The sequence below is a fragment of the Neoaquamicrobium microcysteis genome (assembly GCF_008180155.1).
GTDB classification, from domain to species: domain Bacteria; phylum Pseudomonadota; class Alphaproteobacteria; order Rhizobiales; family Rhizobiaceae; genus Aerobium; species Aerobium microcysteis.
Map to the genome: position 1 here is coordinate 138,439 of NZ_VSZS01000061.1, position 14,259 is coordinate 152,697.

The 14,259-nt window shown below is 64.6% G+C and carries 14 protein-coding genes; 5 read left to right on the plus strand and 9 right to left on the minus strand.

The window, feature by feature from the left end; translation table 11 throughout:
* Nucleotides 1-41: 41 nt before the first annotated feature.
* The gene (uvrC, locus tag FY036_RS10085; protein WP_148914598.1) at nucleotides 42-2,111 is read right to left on the minus strand and encodes an excinuclease ABC subunit UvrC; all 2,070 of its coding nucleotides are present in this window, start codon (nucleotides 2,109-2,111) and stop codon (nucleotides 42-44) included.
* Nucleotides 2,108-2,869 (minus strand): SDR family oxidoreductase, encoded by a 762-nt coding sequence (locus tag FY036_RS10090; protein ID WP_148914599.1) that lies wholly within the window; start codon nucleotides 2,867-2,869, stop codon nucleotides 2,108-2,110. The genes uvrC and FY036_RS10090 overlap by 4 nt, the downstream gene beginning before the upstream one ends.
* Nucleotides 2,870-3,213: 344 nt before the next feature.
* Here FY036_RS10090 and FY036_RS10095 point away from each other — a divergent pair, with 344 nt between their 5' ends.
* Nucleotides 3,214-3,873 (plus strand): outer membrane protein, encoded by a 660-nt coding sequence (locus tag FY036_RS10095; RefSeq protein ID WP_148914600.1) that lies wholly within the window; start codon nucleotides 3,214-3,216, stop codon nucleotides 3,871-3,873.
* A gap of 63 nt (nucleotides 3,874-3,936) precedes the next feature.
* On the opposite strand, the gene FY036_RS10100 is transcribed toward FY036_RS10095, so the two are convergent.
* From FY036_RS10100 to FY036_RS10115, 4 genes are all read right to left on the minus strand, one after another.
* Entirely contained in the window at nucleotides 3,937-4,536 is a 600-nt protein-coding gene (locus FY036_RS10100; protein WP_148914601.1) for a glutathione S-transferase, read from the minus strand.
* 71 nt (nucleotides 4,537-4,607) lie between these two features.
* Entirely contained in the window at nucleotides 4,608-5,267 is a 660-nt protein-coding gene (locus tag FY036_RS10105) for a ribonuclease T2 family protein (RefSeq protein ID WP_235897618.1), read from the minus strand.
* Nucleotides 5,261-5,704 carry a hypothetical protein gene (locus tag FY036_RS10110; protein ID WP_148914603.1) on the minus strand — a complete coding sequence of 148 codons (444 nt, stop codon included), beginning with the start codon at nucleotides 5,702-5,704 and terminating at the stop codon, nucleotides 5,261-5,263. The genes FY036_RS10105 and FY036_RS10110 overlap by 7 nt, the downstream gene beginning before the upstream one ends.
* A gap of 76 nt (nucleotides 5,705-5,780) precedes the next feature.
* On the minus strand, nucleotides 5,781-6,629 hold the full coding sequence (locus FY036_RS10115) for a 23S rRNA (adenine(2030)-N(6))-methyltransferase RlmJ (RefSeq protein ID WP_148914604.1): 849 nt from the start codon (nucleotides 6,627-6,629) through the stop codon (nucleotides 5,781-5,783).
* A 74-nt stretch (nucleotides 6,630-6,703) separates the two neighbouring features.
* Between FY036_RS10115 and FY036_RS10120 the strand changes: the two genes are divergently transcribed.
* Entirely contained in the window at nucleotides 6,704-8,809 is a 2,106-nt protein-coding gene (locus tag FY036_RS10120) for a molybdopterin oxidoreductase family protein (RefSeq protein WP_148914605.1), read from the plus strand.
* Between the two features lie 81 nt (nucleotides 8,810-8,890).
* Here the strand turns inward: FY036_RS10120 and FY036_RS10125 are convergent, their stop codons facing one another.
* The 3 genes from FY036_RS10125 to purM are packed head-to-tail and all read right to left on the minus strand — an operon-like array spanning nucleotide 8,891 to nucleotide 11,188.
* Nucleotides 8,891-9,412 (minus strand): SixA phosphatase family protein, encoded by a 522-nt coding sequence (locus tag FY036_RS10125; protein WP_148914606.1) that lies wholly within the window; start codon nucleotides 9,410-9,412, stop codon nucleotides 8,891-8,893.
* 16 nt (nucleotides 9,413-9,428) lie between these two features.
* Nucleotides 9,429-10,127 (minus strand): phosphoribosylglycinamide formyltransferase, encoded by a 699-nt coding sequence (gene purN / locus FY036_RS10130; RefSeq protein WP_148914607.1) that lies wholly within the window; start codon nucleotides 10,125-10,127, stop codon nucleotides 9,429-9,431.
* Complete coding sequence (gene purM / locus FY036_RS10135; protein WP_148914608.1) at nucleotides 10,124-11,188, minus strand: phosphoribosylformylglycinamidine cyclo-ligase; 1,065 nt, start codon at nucleotides 11,186-11,188, stop codon at nucleotides 10,124-10,126. Before purM ends, purN begins: the two co-directional genes overlap by 4 nt.
* 208 nt (nucleotides 11,189-11,396) lie before the next feature.
* Here purM and FY036_RS10140 point away from each other — a divergent pair, with 208 nt between their 5' ends.
* The 3 genes from FY036_RS10140 to hdaA are packed head-to-tail and all read left to right on the plus strand — an operon-like array spanning nucleotide 11,397 to nucleotide 13,779.
* Nucleotides 11,397-11,945, plus strand: coding sequence for a CDP-alcohol phosphatidyltransferase family protein (locus FY036_RS10140; protein WP_148914609.1), 549 nt, complete (start codon nucleotides 11,397-11,399; stop codon nucleotides 11,943-11,945).
* Nucleotides 11,926-13,074, plus strand: coding sequence for an AI-2E family transporter (locus FY036_RS10145; RefSeq protein WP_148914610.1), 1,149 nt, complete (start codon nucleotides 11,926-11,928; stop codon nucleotides 13,072-13,074). Before FY036_RS10140 ends, FY036_RS10145 begins: the two co-directional genes overlap by 20 nt.
* Nucleotides 13,075-13,779, plus strand: a complete 705-nt coding sequence (gene hdaA, locus FY036_RS10150) for a DnaA regulatory inactivator HdaA (protein ID WP_148914611.1) — start codon at nucleotides 13,075-13,077, stop codon at nucleotides 13,777-13,779.
* The last annotated feature ends 480 nt before the right edge of the window (nucleotides 13,780-14,259 follow it).

Below are 14,259 nucleotides of genomic sequence, written 5' to 3' on the forward strand. Positions count from 1 at the left end.
ACCTCGCATTGCGCCGCAGCATGTCGCTTGCCGGATCGTACTCAGCCGTTCTCGTGAAAATGGCCGTAAATCAGCCGCGCGACGCGTTCCGAGATGCCGTCGACCGCCATCAGGTCCTCTACGCCGGCGCGGCTTACCGCCTTGGCGGTACCGAAATGATGCAGCAGCGCCCGCTTGCGCCCCGGGCCGATGCCGGCGATCTCGTCGAGCGGATTCCTGACCATCTCCTTCTTGCGTCGGGCGCGGTGCGAGCCGATGGCGAAGCGGTGCGCCTCGTCGCGCAGCCTCTGCACGAAATAGAGCACGGGATCGCGCACCGGCAGCGAGAAGGGCTCTCGGCCGGAAACGAAGAACCGTTCGCGGCCGGCGTCCCGGTCGACACCCTTGGCCACGCCGATCGCCGCGACGCGATCAGTGATGCCGAGATCACCGAGGATCTTGCGCACGGCGCTCATCTGTCCTTGCCCGCCGTCGATCAGGATCAGGTCGGGCCATGCGGGCAGGGCGTCGTTGCCGATGTCGTCGTCCGTCTGCGTGTCGACTTCCGGCTCGACCTCGCCGTGCTCCTTCAACAGCCGCGAGAACCGTCTTTCCATGACCTCCCGCATCATGCCGAAATCGTCGCCGGGCGTGATGTCGGTCGAGCGTATGTTGAACTTGCGATACTGGTTCTTCGCAAACCCCTCCGGCCCTGCCACGATCATCGCACCGACCGCGTTGGTGCCCATGATGTGCGAGTTGTCGTAAACTTCGATGCGGCGCGGCGTTTTCTCCAGGCCGAATGTGTCGGCCAGCCCGGCCAGAAGCCGCGCCTGCGAGGACGTTTCGGCCAGCCTGCGGCCCAATGCCTCGCGCGCGTTCTGCAGGGCATGGTCGGTGAGGTCCTTCTTCTCGCCGCGCTGCGGAACCGAAACCGTCACCTTGTGCCCCGCGCGGGTTGCCAGCGCCTCGGCCAGCAACGCCTGCTCCTCCACCTGATGTGACAGCAGCACCGTGCGAGGGCAGGGCTTGTCGTCGTAGAACTGCGCGAGAAACGCGCCCAGCACCTCGGCCGGCTCCAGCGATGGATCGGCCTTGGGGAAATAGGCGCGGTTGCCCCAATTCTGCCCGGTGCGAAAGAAGAAGACTTCGATGCAGCTCTGTCCGCCTTCCTGATGGATGGCGAATACGTCCGCCTCGTCGACGGATTGCGGGTTGATGCCCTGATGGCTCTGGACATGCGACAGCGCGGTAAGGCGGTCGCGATAGATGGCTGCCCGCTCGAAATCGAGCGCTTCGGAGGCCTCCTGCATGGCGGAGGAGATTTCAGCCTTCACCTTGCTGGACCGGCCGGAGAGGAAAGCTTTCGCCTCGCGTACCAGTTCCGCATAGCCCTCCTCGTCGATCTCGCGGGTACACGGAGCCGAGCATCGCTTGATCTGAAAGAGCAGGCACGGGCGCGTGCGGTTCTCGAAGACCGAATCCGTGCACGAGCGCAGCAGGAAGGCGCGCTGAAGCGCGTTGATGGTTCTGTCCACGGCGCCGGCCGATGCGAACGGGCCGAAATAGTCGCCCCCGCGCGAGCGTGCGCCGCGATGCTTGAAAATGCCGGGCGAAGGGTGATCGGTAATCAGGATGTAGGGGAACGACTTGTCGTCGCGCAGCAGCACGTTGAAGCGCGGTCGCAGTCGCTTGATGAGGTTGGCTTCCAGCAGAAGCGCCTCGATCTCCGTGCGGGTGACGACGAATTCCATCGACGCCGTTTCGCGCACCATACGGCCGATGCGATTGGTGTGGCCGCGGCCCTGAGCGTAGTTTGTGACCCGCTTCTTCAGGCTGCGCGCCTTGCCGACATAAAGCACGTCGCCCGCCGCATTCATCATCCGGTAGACGCCCGGCGCGTTTGGCAGGCGCTTCACCAGTCCCTGAATCACCTCTATGCCGGCCTTGCCCACTCCGTCATCGGCGTCCAGATGGTCCCATTCGATGCCGGGAGTGGCAACCGATGTCGTCGCCGGCTCGGCTGTTTCAGCGCCTTCCTCGTCTTCGGCGTCCTCGTCCGGAAGCAGGCCGGCGATGTCGTCGCTCGCTTTGGCGTGGCGGGGGTCGTGTGTGGGGATGGGCGGCTTCATTCAGCGACCCCATACACGTCGGGGGTTTTCCACGCGAGATGCTGCCCGCCGTCGAGCGCGATCATCTGGCCGGTAACCGACCGGGCTTCCCAGAGATAGCGAATCGTCGCGCCGAACTCGGCAAGTTCCGGGCCGCGCCTGAGAAGCAGGGCATCTTGCTGCTGGCGGAAGTCGCCCTCGTCCTGCCGGTCATTTTGCAGGGTCGGGCCGGGGCCGATCGCATTGACCCGCAGGCGGGGGCCGAAACTCTGCGCCATGGTCTGGGTCGCGGTCCACAGCGCCGATTTGGACAGCGTATAGGAAAAGAAACGCGGAGTGAGCCGCCACACCCGCTGGTCTATGATGTTGACCGCGAGACCGGCCGCACCTTCGGGCAGGGCGGAGGCCATCCGGCCCGTCAGGGCGACCGGCGCCCTCAGGTGGACATCGAAATGCCTGTCCCAGACATCCCAATCCGGCTCGGCCGCCGCGTCGTCCTCGAACACCGAGGCGTTGTTGACGAGCAGCCGCACAGGGCCGAGTGCTCCCTGCGCCTCGGGTATGATGGATTGAACCGCTTCCATGTCGGATAGATCGGCCTGCACCACGGCCGCGCTGCCGCCGGCCTCGCGAATTTCCGCCGCAAGCCGATCGGCCGCTTCGCGCGACGCATTGCAGTGGATCGCGACGGCGAATCCGTGGGACGCCAGGTCGCGGACGATCGCCTGCCCGACGCGTCTTGCGCCGCCGGTAACAAGAGCGACTGTCTGCTGATCCATTGACATGAAGTGGTTGTCCTCAACGATTTTGCGCCGATGGAAGTGTTCTCGGAGCCGGGATTCGAAGCCGCAAGCCTTGATATAGGCCAGCTTTTCCCGCTCACCAAGCGCGGGTGTAAACGCCCGCCAATGACCCCTGACAGAGGTGTTGCTAAATCGCAACGTCACGGTTCAGCCTTATTCTGGCCGGGGAATGACCCCTTTTCAGGTGCTGTTCAGCCGTATTCGAAGACGAAATAGGGAACCGCGGACGCCTACAGCCGTTTCCCTCCCATCGCGGTTGGGGCGTCATGACAATAGGGGGAAGCGCGTAACCAGCTTCCTGCGGCAAAGGAGTAGAATACATGCAGACCAAGACCAGATTTGCTCTTTCGGCAGTTGCCGTTCTTGCGATGGCAGCCCCGGCAATGGCCGCGGACGTCGTCTACCAGGAGCCCCCGGCACCTCAGCCGATCATCGAGAGCGCGCCCGTCAGCAGCTGGGCCGGCCCCTACGCGGGTCTCCACCTCGGCTATGGCTTCTCGGGCGACGTGTCGGACGGCACGGGCGGTTCGATCGGCACCGATGGCTGGCTCGGCGGCGCGTTTGGCGGTTTCCAGATGCAGAACGGCCAGTTCGTGTACGGTATCGAAGGTGACGTGAACTACAGCGGTGTCGACGGCACCGACGGTACGTTCACCGCACGTTCGCGCATCGACGGCTCGCTGCGCGGTCGCGCCGGTGTGGCTGTGACCGACGACATCCTGCTCTATGGTACGGCTGGTATCGCTGCCGAGCGTCTCCGCATCACGGAAGACGCAACCGGCAACCGCGACACCAACACCATGATCGGCTACACCGTTGGCGGTGGTGCCGACGTGAAGCTGACCGAGCAGGTCTTCGCTCGCGGCGAGTACCGCTACACCGACTACGGTTCGCAGGACTTCACCCTGCCGGGCGTCGGCACTGCGGACATCGATTCCAGCAACCATCGCGTGACGATGGGTATTGGTATCAAGTTCTAATCATCCACCGGATGATGGGAACGAAAAGGCCCGGAGCGATCCGGGCCTTTTTGCGTCTGCGGTTCATGCACGCGACGTAAGCGCCGCAAGGTCTGGAAAACGCTCGTCAAATCGCTTCGTCCAGCGCGTGAGTTTCGAGCGTCCACGCTCCCACTTTCCCTCGAAACGCAGGTCGAGATAGGCGATCGTGGCGCGCAGGGCGATCTGGCCGCCATGCGGCTTCTTGGTCAGCTTGGGTGGGCTGGCGTTCAGCTCGTCCAGGGCCCGCACCACCTTGCTCCACTGCTTGTCGAGCCAAGGCTGGTAGACCATGTCTTCCGGGCGAAAACGCCGCTCGTAGACATGCGCTAGAAGACAATCGCAGATGCCGTCGGCCAGGGCCTCCAGCCGCTCGGCCTCGAGCCTCTTCTGTGCATTGCGCGGAAACAGCGCGCTGCCGGAGAGCCGGTTCAGATATTGCATGATGACCCGGCTGTCGAAGATGCCTTCTCCGTCGTCGGTCACCATCGCCGGGATCTTACCGAGCGGGTTGGCGGCTAGCAGTTCCGCGGGTTCGGCGTTCGTATCGACGGTCTTGCTCTCCACGGCGATGCCGCAAGCCACCGCCGCCATGCGTACCTTGGCGCTGTAAGGCGAGGCTGGGGAATAGAAGATGACGGCCATTGGCAAGCTCCAGGTTCGATTTTGTCGGGAGACGCATATTGCTTCTCCTTGTGTCCTTCAATGTGCCACGGCTAGGGCAGTGCTGCGGGCATCGCCGCGCGTGGCAGGCGGCAGGCGCGGGCGTCGACTTCTTCGCAGCTCCGAAACGCCATCTCCACACTCAGGCAGATGCGCACCTCGCGCACCAACTGTCCGTCGCATGTGACGGCGATGCCTTCCTGGCTCATGCCGGGATTGGCCGCAACGAAGCTCGCCTCGACTTCGTCCGGCTCGACCGCAACCCTGCTGGATGGCTTCTCAAAGCGGTCGGGTATGCGCACTCGCTCATGCGCGGCCCGCGTCGCCTCAAGATAGTCGCGCTGGCTCAGGCCGGTGCAGGAACCATGCTTGCGCCATTGATGGCCGATCAGCCCCACGGAAGGCAGGATGTCGAGAAACGCGCGGGCGAGCTCTTCCGGCACGCGCCCGGGCTCGTCGCTGTCGCAGAACTCCGGCCAGCCCTTTTCGAATTGCGGCCATAGCCCGTGCACGACGAACGCATGGTCGCGGCTACATTGCTGACGACTGGCGTTTTCGCCTTCCGCCTCGCAGTAGCTTGGCGACCATGAGAGCGACAGGACGTAGAAGTCGAAGCCCTCGCCGCGGGGAAGGGGCTGCTGCGATTCGGACGGGGAGCAGCCAGCCAGAAGGGCAGTGGCTGCCAGTGCTGCCCTAACCCGGCAGGTTACCACGTGGCGGGACGGAGAACCCGGCAGCCGCCGTTATAGACGTACCAGCGGTCGAAACCCGAGACGCAGAATTCCACGTTGCTGCCCATTCCGGCAAAGCCCATAGGCTTCTCGATCAGATACCAGACGTCGCGGTTATGGCCGTCGGAGAGCGCCACGGTCGCCTGGCAGTAGCGGCGATCGATGGGGCGTTCTTCGTGGCTCGGCTGGTAGAGCGTCTCGCGAACGCCGTAAAAGTCTAGAATGTCCACCTGCGGCAGGTGCGGCACATGGCGAACCTGATGGCGGAAGCGGTGGTGTATCCGGTTCAGAACCTTGTCGTTGCCGCAGATGCCCGGCTCGTCGATGCGCACGGCCACGGGGTCGGCGGCCGAGGCGGTGGCGACGGCGCCACCCAGCATCAGCGCGGCTGCCAGCAGCATTCTGGCCAAACGGATCATGAAAGCCTCCGGCAAAAGGATTGAATCGCGCACGATTCCAGATTGTTGAACAATCTGGTCAAACCCATGCGGTCGGTCAAGGGGCGGTAAGCCAGCGCGCGCCAGTATAGGCCTTCCCGTCTTCCGCCAAAACGTCGCGCAAGGCCGGCAACAGTGCCGCCATCTCGTCGGCCAGGATGAAGGGCGGATTGACTACGATCATGCCGGTGCCGTCGAGCCGAGGCTCGCGTGAGGGAAGGCGGATTTCCAGAACCACATCCAGCACCTTGGGGATTTCGCTGTCGCGCAACGCCTGGCGAAACCGCTCGGCTGCGGAAAAATCCTTGATCGGATACCACAGCGCATAGGTGCCGCCCGGCCAGCGGCGGTGTGCCTTGCGCAGCCCTTCAACCAGCCTCTCCAACTCGCCCTCCTTTTCGAAAGGCGGATCGACGATCACCAGTCCGCGCTTTTCCTTCGGCGGCACATGCGCGCCCAGCGCCAGCCAGCCGTCCAGTTCCAGCACCCGCACCTGCCAGTCGCCGGCGAACCGCGTCTTCAGCGCGAAGCTGTCGGCGGGGTGGAGTTCGATGGCGGTCAATCTGTCCGGCCCGCGCAGAAGGTGTTTGGTCAGGACAGGGGAGCCGGGATAGTAGCGGAACGGATGCCCGACGTTGAACGCACGCACTGCCTCCAGATAGGGCGCAATCAGGGTCGCTGCGGGCTCGGGCAGCTTTGCCGACAGCAGCCTGCCGATGCCTTCTCGCCACTCGCCGGTTTTCTGCGCTTCCTCGGAGGACAGGTCGTAGAGACCCACGCCAGCATGGGTGTCGATCACGCGAAACGCGCCGGGCTTGCGCTTCAGATATTCCAGGATGCGCGTCAGCACGACGTGCTTCACCACGTCGGCAAAATTTCCGGCGTGATAGACGTGGCGGTAGTTCATGAATGCTCCGTGTCGCGCGCGTTCGGCAATGCTGGCTCTACTCCGATGAAGCGATTTGGGCTAGGTGTTTGGGCATGAACCAGCACGCCAGCATCCGCATCGGTCATTCGGCCTGCCCGCACGACTGCCCATCCACCTGCGCCCTCGAGGTGGAGGTGATCGACGGCCGCAATATCGGTCGCGTCCATGGCGCGAAGGAAAACGCCTACACGGCGGGCGTCATCTGCGCCAAGGTTGCCCGCTATGCCGAGCGCATCCACCATCCCGAGCGCCTGCTGAAGCCGCTGGTGCGTGCCGGCGCGAAGGGCGAGGGGCAGTGGAAGGAGGCAAGCTGGGACGCCGCGCTCGACCTCGTTGCCGAAAGGCTGCTGAAGGCGGAACAGAAGCACGGCTCGGAGACTGTCTGGCCCTATTTCTACGCCGGGACCATGGGGCTGGTGCAGCGCGACTCCATCGACAGGCTTCGTCACGCCAAGAAATACTCCGGCTTTTTTGGCACGATATGCACGAATCTTGCATGGACAGGCTATGTCATGGGCACCGGCCTGCTAGCCGGCCCCGATCCGCGCGAGATGGCAAAATCCGATTGCGTCGTCATCTGGGGCACCAATGCGGTGGCCACGCAGGTCAACGTGATGACGCATGCCGTGCGCGCCCGCAAGGAGCGCGGCGCGAAGATCGTGGTGGTCGACATCTACGACAACGCCACGATGAAGCAGGCCGACATGGGCCTGATCCTCAAGCCAGGCACAGACGGCGCGTTGGCCTGCTCGGTAATGCACGTGCTCTTCCGCGACGGCTTTGCTGACCGGGATTATCTTGAAAAATACACCGACGATCCGGCCGGTCTCGAAGCGCATCTGGGGTCGAAGACTCCGGAATGGGCGTCCTCGATCACCGGCCTGCCCGTCGAGCAGATCGAGGCGTTCGCGCGGCTCGTCGGCACCACGAAGAAGACCTTCTTCCGCCTCGGCTACGGCTTTTCGCGGCAGCGCAACGGCGCAGTGAACATGCATGCGGCCGCCTCCATCGCCGCCGTAACCGGCTGCTGGCAATATGAAGGCGGCGGCGCGTTCCACAACAACGGCGCGATTTACAAGCTCGACAAGGAGTTGCTCGAGGGAGCCGCCTACGCCGACCCCGGCATCCGCCATCTCGACCAGTCGCAGATAGGCCGCGTCCTGACGGGCGATGCCGAGGCGCTGCGCGGCGGCCCGCCGGTCACGGCCCTGTTCATCCAGAACACAAACCCCGCCAACGTCGCGCCCGAGCAGCGGCTGGTCAAACAGGGCTTCCTGCGCGACGACCTGTTCGCCTGCGTGCACGAGCAGTTCATGACCGACACGGCCGCACTTGCCGATGTGGTTCTGCCGGCCACCATGTTCATGGAGCACGACGACATCTACAAGGGCGGCGGCCACCAATACCTGATGGTCGGCCCCAAGCTGGTCGACCCGCCGGAGGGCCCGCGCACAAACGTCTACGTCATCGAGGAACTGGCGAAGCGGTTGGGCGTGGCGCATATGCCGGGCTTCGGCCTGAGCGAACGGGAGCATGTCGACCATATGCTTGCCCGCCACGGCTACGGCACATTCGAAACGCTGAAGGACAGCCGCTGGCTCGATCTCCAGCCGGATTTCGAGACCGCGCACTACGTGAACGGCTTCGGCCATGCCGACGGCAAGTTCCGTTTCCGCCCCCAATGGAACGGCGGCTTCGCGCCCAACAAGCCGCCGAAGTCCGTCGGCATGCTTGGCCCGTATGAGCAGCTGCCCGCGTTTCCCGATCATGTCGATCTGATCGAGGTAGCGGACGAGGAACACCCCTTCCGGCTGGCGACATCGCCGGCACGATCTTTCCTGAATTCGAGTTTTGCCGAGACGCCCGGCTCACGGAAGAGGGAAGGACGGCCGGAACTGCTGATTCATCCCGACGACGCTGCAGCCGCCGGACTTGCCGATGGCGACCGTGTCGAGATCGGCAACCGGCGCGGCGAGGTCGTGCTTCACGCAAAGCTGTTTGACGGCGTACGGCGCGGCGTGGTCATCGCCGAAGGCATCTGGCCGAACTCGGCGCACGAGCGCGGAGAGGGCATCAACGTGCTGACCGGCGCGGACGCCGCCGCGCCCTATGGCGGCGCGGCCTTCCACGACAACCGCGTCTGGTTGCGCGCCGCGTAGAGCATTTTGCGGTCAGAAGTAGTCGTCTGACGTCCGCAAGCCGGAGCAATGAAGTGGCATTCGCGCAGAATGCCCGTTGCCCTAAGCCAGATCCTTCGGGCGGATGAATGCTTCCAGCCGAGCGCCACCTCGTTCGAGGCGCGCCCACGGGCCGCCGAACGCAAAGCATGCCAGCCCCGCCGTCGGGAACTTGCCAGTCAGCCGCGCAAGCGCGTCTCGGTCGCTCTCGGGGCCGGCGAGCAGCACTGACAAATCTTCAAGTCCCGGATTGTGCCCGATCACCAGCAGTGTCGTCACCGCTTCCGGCGTCTTGCGCACTGCGTCGAGGATACGGCGTGCCGGCGCTTCGTAGATGGTGCGGTCGTAATTGACCGCCACCGAACGCGGCAGTTGCGCCGCCACCAGTTCCCACGTCTGTCTTGTTCGAATAGCCGAAGAAACGAGCGCGGCATCCGGCGCCCAGCCGCGCCGCGCGATCTCTCGCCCCATCAGCGGGGCCGCCAGCCTGCCGCGCTCGGCAATTGGCCGATCGAAATCGTCGAGGGCGGCGTCGGCCCAGTCCGACTTGGCATGGCGCATCAGCAGAAGCGTTTTCGCCGTCATCGCCAAGGCATCCCTGTCAGGGCGTCATCCGCGCAAGGCTTTCGATATCCACGGCTTCACTCGCTGATCCGGGCGAGATGAGCGCGCCTTCCGCGCCCACGCCGGTCAGCACCGCGCGGCCATTCTCCATCCGCGCCTTGCCTTCGGCCACGAGCCGCAGCGCCAGCGGATAGAGCTTGTGTTCCACCTCCAGCACACGACGGGCGAGCTTGCTCTCGTCGTCGCCCGGCGCGATCGGCACCACGCCTTGTGCGATGATCGGCCCGCCATCCATTTCGGCGGTAACGAAATGCACCGAGCAGCCATGAACCCGCATGCCCGCCTCGATCGCGCGGTTGTGGGTGTCGAGCCCCTTGAAGAGCGGAAGCAGGGAAGGGTGGATATTGATGAGCTTGCCCGCCCACTTCTCGGTGAAGGCTGGCGTCAGAAGCCTCATATAGCCGGCCAGGCAGACGATGTCGGCTTGCAGACGCGTCAGTTCCTCGTCCAGCGCACGGTCCAGCGCCGCCTTGTCAGGATAGTCGGCCTTCGTGATGGCCTTCGCCTCGATACCCAGCGCCGAGGCCGCCTTCAGCCCCTTGGCATCCGCATTGTCGGAAATGACGCCGACGATGTTAGCCGGGTAGGACGGGTCGCCCGTCGCCTCGATGAGCGCGCCCATATTGGACCCGCGCCCCGAAATGAGGATGACGACCCGTTTTCTTGTGCTGCTCAAAGTCCGATCTCCCCGCGATAGACGACGCCGGTCTCACGGCGCGGCAGGATGCGCCCGATCGTCGTCACCTCCTCGCCTGCCTGCGCCAGCACGGCGGCAACCTGCGCGGCCTGCCCGGCCGCCACCACCATGACCATGCCGATGCCGCAATTGAACGTGCGCATCATTTCCGCGGGCGCAACGCCGCCGGTCTTCGCCAGCCAGGAGAAAACCTTGGGCACTTCTATGGCGCCGAGGTCGAGCTCGGCCGAAAAATCCTTCGGAAGCACCCGAGGGATGTTTTCGGGGAATCCGCCGCCGGTGATGTGCGCCAGCGCCTTGATGCCGTGCGTGGAGCGGATCGCCGCCAGCACCGATTTCACATAGATGCGCGTTGGCGTCAGCAGTGCTTCGCCAAGCGTGCGATAGCCGTCGAACGGCGCCTTGTCTTTCCAGTCGAGGCCGGATGTCTCCACGATGCGGCGAACCAGCGAGAATCCGTTGGAATGGACGCCGGAAGACGCCAGCCCTAGCACGACGTCACCTTCCACGATGTCGTCGGTCGGCAACAGCTGGCCGCGCTCGGCCGCGCCCACCGCGAAACCCGCAAGGTCGTAGTCGCCCGAGGCGTACATGCCGGGCATTTCGGCGGTTTCGCCGCCTATCAGCGCGCACCCGGCCTGCCGGCAGCCCTCGGCTATTCCCGAAACGATCGCCGCGCCCTGGTCCGGGTCGAGCTTGCCGGTCGCAAAATAATCCAGGAAGAACAGGGGCTCAGCGCCCTGCACGACGAGGTCGTTGACGCACATGGCGACGAGATCGACACCGACCGTGTCATGAATGCCGGCCTCGATGGCGACCTTCAGCTTGGTGCCGACGCCATCATTGGCCGCCACCAGAACCGGGTCGGTGAAACCGGCCGCCTTGAGGTCGAACAGCCCGCCGAAGCCGCCGATCTCGCCGTCGGCCCCCGGCCGGCGGGTCGACCGCACCATCGGCTTGATCTTCTCCACCAGCGCGTTGCCTGCGTCGATGTCCACGCCCGCATCCGCGTAGGTCAGGCCGTTCTTTCCATCGGTCATGGGACGTTTCCCGGTACTGTCTCAGGCCCGGCTCTTCGCATGAAGAGCCTGCTGCCGCAAGCGCAAGCCGCCGCCGCGAGGCTTCCCGGTGCGCAAAACCGTGGACATCGGGCACAGCGGCTCTGGCATCTTGATCGCCGCCGCTTGCCGGGTCATCTATCGTCACGGCCAATGCCGGCGGGCAAATGGCGGGGGAGAGAGTTCACGCGTGACGATACCCAATTTCATCACCATTTTCCGCTTCCTGCTGGTGCCCGCGGTGATTTGGGCGCTGGTCACCGGAAACAAGGAATGGGCACTGGTCTGTTTCGTCGTCGCAGGCGTGTCGGATGGCATCGACGGGTTCATCGCGCGCCATTTCGACCAGCGCTCGGAACTGGGAGCCTATCTGGATCCGATGGCAGACAAGCTGCTGCTGGTCAGCGTCTTCGTCGTGCTGGGCTATATGGGCGAGCTGCCGCTCTGGCTCGTCATCGCGGCCGTCTCGCGCGATGCCCTCATCGTCGCCGCAGTTTTGCTCTCCAATCTGATGGGCCACCCGGTCGCCATGAAGCCGCTCTTCGTTTCCAAGGCGAACACGGCTACCCAGATCGTGCTCGCGATCGTCGTGCTGGGCGAGCTTGCCTTCGCGGTCGCCTTCGGCCCCGCCCGCTTCCTGCTCGTCGTTCTCTGCGGCCTCTTGACCGTGGCTTCCGCCGCGGCCTATCTCGTGCAGTGGCTAAGGCATATGGGCCGTTATGAAGAAGCAGGAAGCTGATCTCCAGGAACAGGCCGCCGAAGCGGTCGCGGGCTCCGCCTTCTGGCGGCAGGTGGCGTTCTGGGTCGTCGTCGCGGCCATCCTGATCGGTTTCCTCTACGTCTTTTCGGCGATCCTGCTGCCGTTCTTTGCCGGCATGATCCTGGCCTACTTCCTCGATCCCGTCGCCGACCGTCTGGAGCGGTGGGGCCTGTCACGCATGGCGGCGACCATCGTCATCCTCGTGATGTTCCTGATCGCTCTGGTGCTGGGCCTGATGCTCATCATTCCCATCCTTGCCAGCCAGCTGGCCGACTTCCTGCGCCGCCTCCCCGAGTATCTCTCCAGTCTGCAGGGGCTCGTCACCAGCTTTGATCCGGAATGGCTGAGCGAGACAGTGGGCGTGGACGCCGGCTCGCTGCGCGAGGGCATCAATTCGCTGCTCACGCAGGGCGCGGGCTTCCTTAGTGGCCTGATGGCGTCGATCTGGAGTTCGGGCAAGACCCTGATCGACATCGCCGGCCTGTTCGTAGTGACCCCGGTCGTGGCGTTCTACATGCTGCTCGACTGGGACCGCATGGTGGCCAAGGTCGACAGCTGGGTTCCGCGTGACCATCTGGGCACCGTTCGCGGCATCGCGCGCGAGATCGACATTTCGGTCGCGGGCTTCGTTCGCGGGCAGGGCACGGTCTGCATCATTCTCGGCGTCTTCTACGCCATCGGCCTCACCGTCGTCGGGCTCAATTTCGGCCTGCTCATCGGCCTCTTCACCGGCCTCATCAGCTTCATCCCCTATGTCGGGTCGATGATCGGCCTCGTACTCTCGGTGGGTGTCGCGGTGGTCCAGTTCTGGCCGGAGTGGCACTGGGTCGTCGTGGTCGCCGTCATCTTCTTCTCCGGCCAGTTTCTTGAAGGCAACATCCTTCAGCCCAATCTTGTCGGCAAGAGCGTCGGCCTGCATCCGGTATGGCTCATGTTTGCGCTGTTTGCCTTCGGCGCGCTGTTCGGCTTCGTCGGGCTTCTGGTCGCCGTGCCTGCCGCGGCCGCAGTCGGGGTGCTGGTGCGTTTCGCGCTGTCGCGCTACCTCGCATCGCCGGTTTATCGCGGCCACGCGGTGGGCGCCGACGTGTCCGCCTCCACCAGAAAATAGATGCGGCACGCACCCGTACGCCCGCGGCAACTGCCGCTCGACCTGGCACACCGGCCTGCCCAGAGCCGCGACGATCTTGTCGTGGGCCCGTCCAACATGGCGGCAGCCGCACTCGTTGACCGTTGGCCGGACTGGCCGTCGCCGGTCGTGGTGCTGGCAGGCCCCGCCGGATCCGGCAAGTCGCATCTTGCCGCGATCTGGTGCGAGGCGAGCGGCGCGGCACGGTTCGCCGGTGGTGGGCTTGGGCGTGCGGCGGTTGATGCCGCCGGCCAGGGGCCGATACTCATCGACGACGTGGATGCCGCGCCGATCGACGAACAGGGCCTGTTCCATCTCATCAATGCGGTGCGCGAGGCCGGCACGTCGTTGCTTCTCACCGCGCGTCGGTTCCCGATGGCCTGGGGCGTACGCCTGCCCGATCTCGAATCGAGGCTAAAGGCCGCCGCCACCGTCGAGATCGACGAGCCCGACGATGTGCTGCTGGCCGCAGTGGTCACCAAGCTCTTTGCCGACCGCCAGGTCGAGGTCGAGCCGCATGTCGTGCAGTTTCTCGTACGTCGAATGGAGCGCTCGCTATCCACCGCGAACGACGTCGTCGCGCGTCTCGACCGCGCGGCGCTGGAGCAGAAGACGCGCATCACCCGCGCGCTCGCATCGCAGATCGTCGATGCGATGGATAGCGGGCAGGGGCGTCTCGACCTGTAGCAAGACGAGCGTCAGCCCTGATTCGTTTTGTCAGAATCGGCTGTTAACTGGCTGAATTGATTGGCGAGTTCCGGCGGGCGATGATGATAACTACATCTGCGCCAAAGCCCTCCAAATAAGACGGCGTCGCCCCCGCATTGTTGATCTCATCAAATTCAGCAGACGTGGACAGTCTTCGACTGGAGTCGAGATATTCCCATGAAATAGCAAACGGTTAGCGGGGCACGGCGACGGCTTTGTCCACCGCCAGCGATCATGCCTGACACTTGTCGCGACGAGGTGAAGGAGGTCGCGGCGCGTGGCACGGCATGAAAGCAGCCTTTCAAGGTTAAGGTGGCAACTGGCAGGCCTGCGGATGCAGATGGCAGTGCTGCGCCTTTCGGTTGTTCTCAAGGCAGGCTTCCGCCCGGACCAACCCCGCGTCCCAGGCGGGGGACCGGATGGCGGACAATGGACGCGCGTGCCCGGCTATGCGCAGGT

What these genes read in the sequence shown, in the direction of transcription:
- uvrC (WP_148914598.1), bottom strand. Translation starts at nt 2,111, where the DNA reads ATGAAGCCGCCCATCCCCACACACGACCCCCGCCACGCCAAAGCGAGC.
- FY036_RS10090 (WP_148914599.1), bottom strand. Translation starts at nt 2,869, where the DNA reads ATGGATCAGCAGACAGTCGCTCTTGTTACCGGCGGCGCAAGACGCGTC.
- FY036_RS10095 (WP_148914600.1), top strand. Translation starts at nt 3,214, where the DNA reads ATGCAGACCAAGACCAGATTTGCTCTTTCGGCAGTTGCCGTTCTTGCG.
- FY036_RS10100 (WP_148914601.1), bottom strand. Translation starts at nt 4,536, where the DNA reads ATGGCCGTCATCTTCTATTCCCCAGCCTCGCCTTACAGCGCCAAGGTA.
- FY036_RS10110 (WP_148914603.1), bottom strand. Translation starts at nt 5,704, where the DNA reads ATGATCCGTTTGGCCAGAATGCTGCTGGCAGCCGCGCTGATGCTGGGT.
- FY036_RS10115 (WP_148914604.1), bottom strand. Translation starts at nt 6,629, where the DNA reads ATGAACTACCGCCACGTCTATCACGCCGGAAATTTTGCCGACGTGGTG.
- FY036_RS10120 (WP_148914605.1), top strand. Translation starts at nt 6,704, where the DNA reads ATGAACCAGCACGCCAGCATCCGCATCGGTCATTCGGCCTGCCCGCAC.
- FY036_RS10125 (WP_148914606.1), bottom strand. Translation starts at nt 9,412, where the DNA reads ATGACGGCGAAAACGCTTCTGCTGATGCGCCATGCCAAGTCGGACTGG.
- purM (WP_148914608.1), bottom strand. Translation starts at nt 11,188, where the DNA reads ATGACCGATGGAAAGAACGGCCTGACCTACGCGGATGCGGGCGTGGAC.
- FY036_RS10145 (WP_148914610.1), top strand. Translation starts at nt 11,926, where the DNA reads ATGAAGAAGCAGGAAGCTGATCTCCAGGAACAGGCCGCCGAAGCGGTC.
- hdaA (WP_148914611.1), top strand. Translation starts at nt 13,075, where the DNA reads ATGCGGCACGCACCCGTACGCCCGCGGCAACTGCCGCTCGACCTGGCA.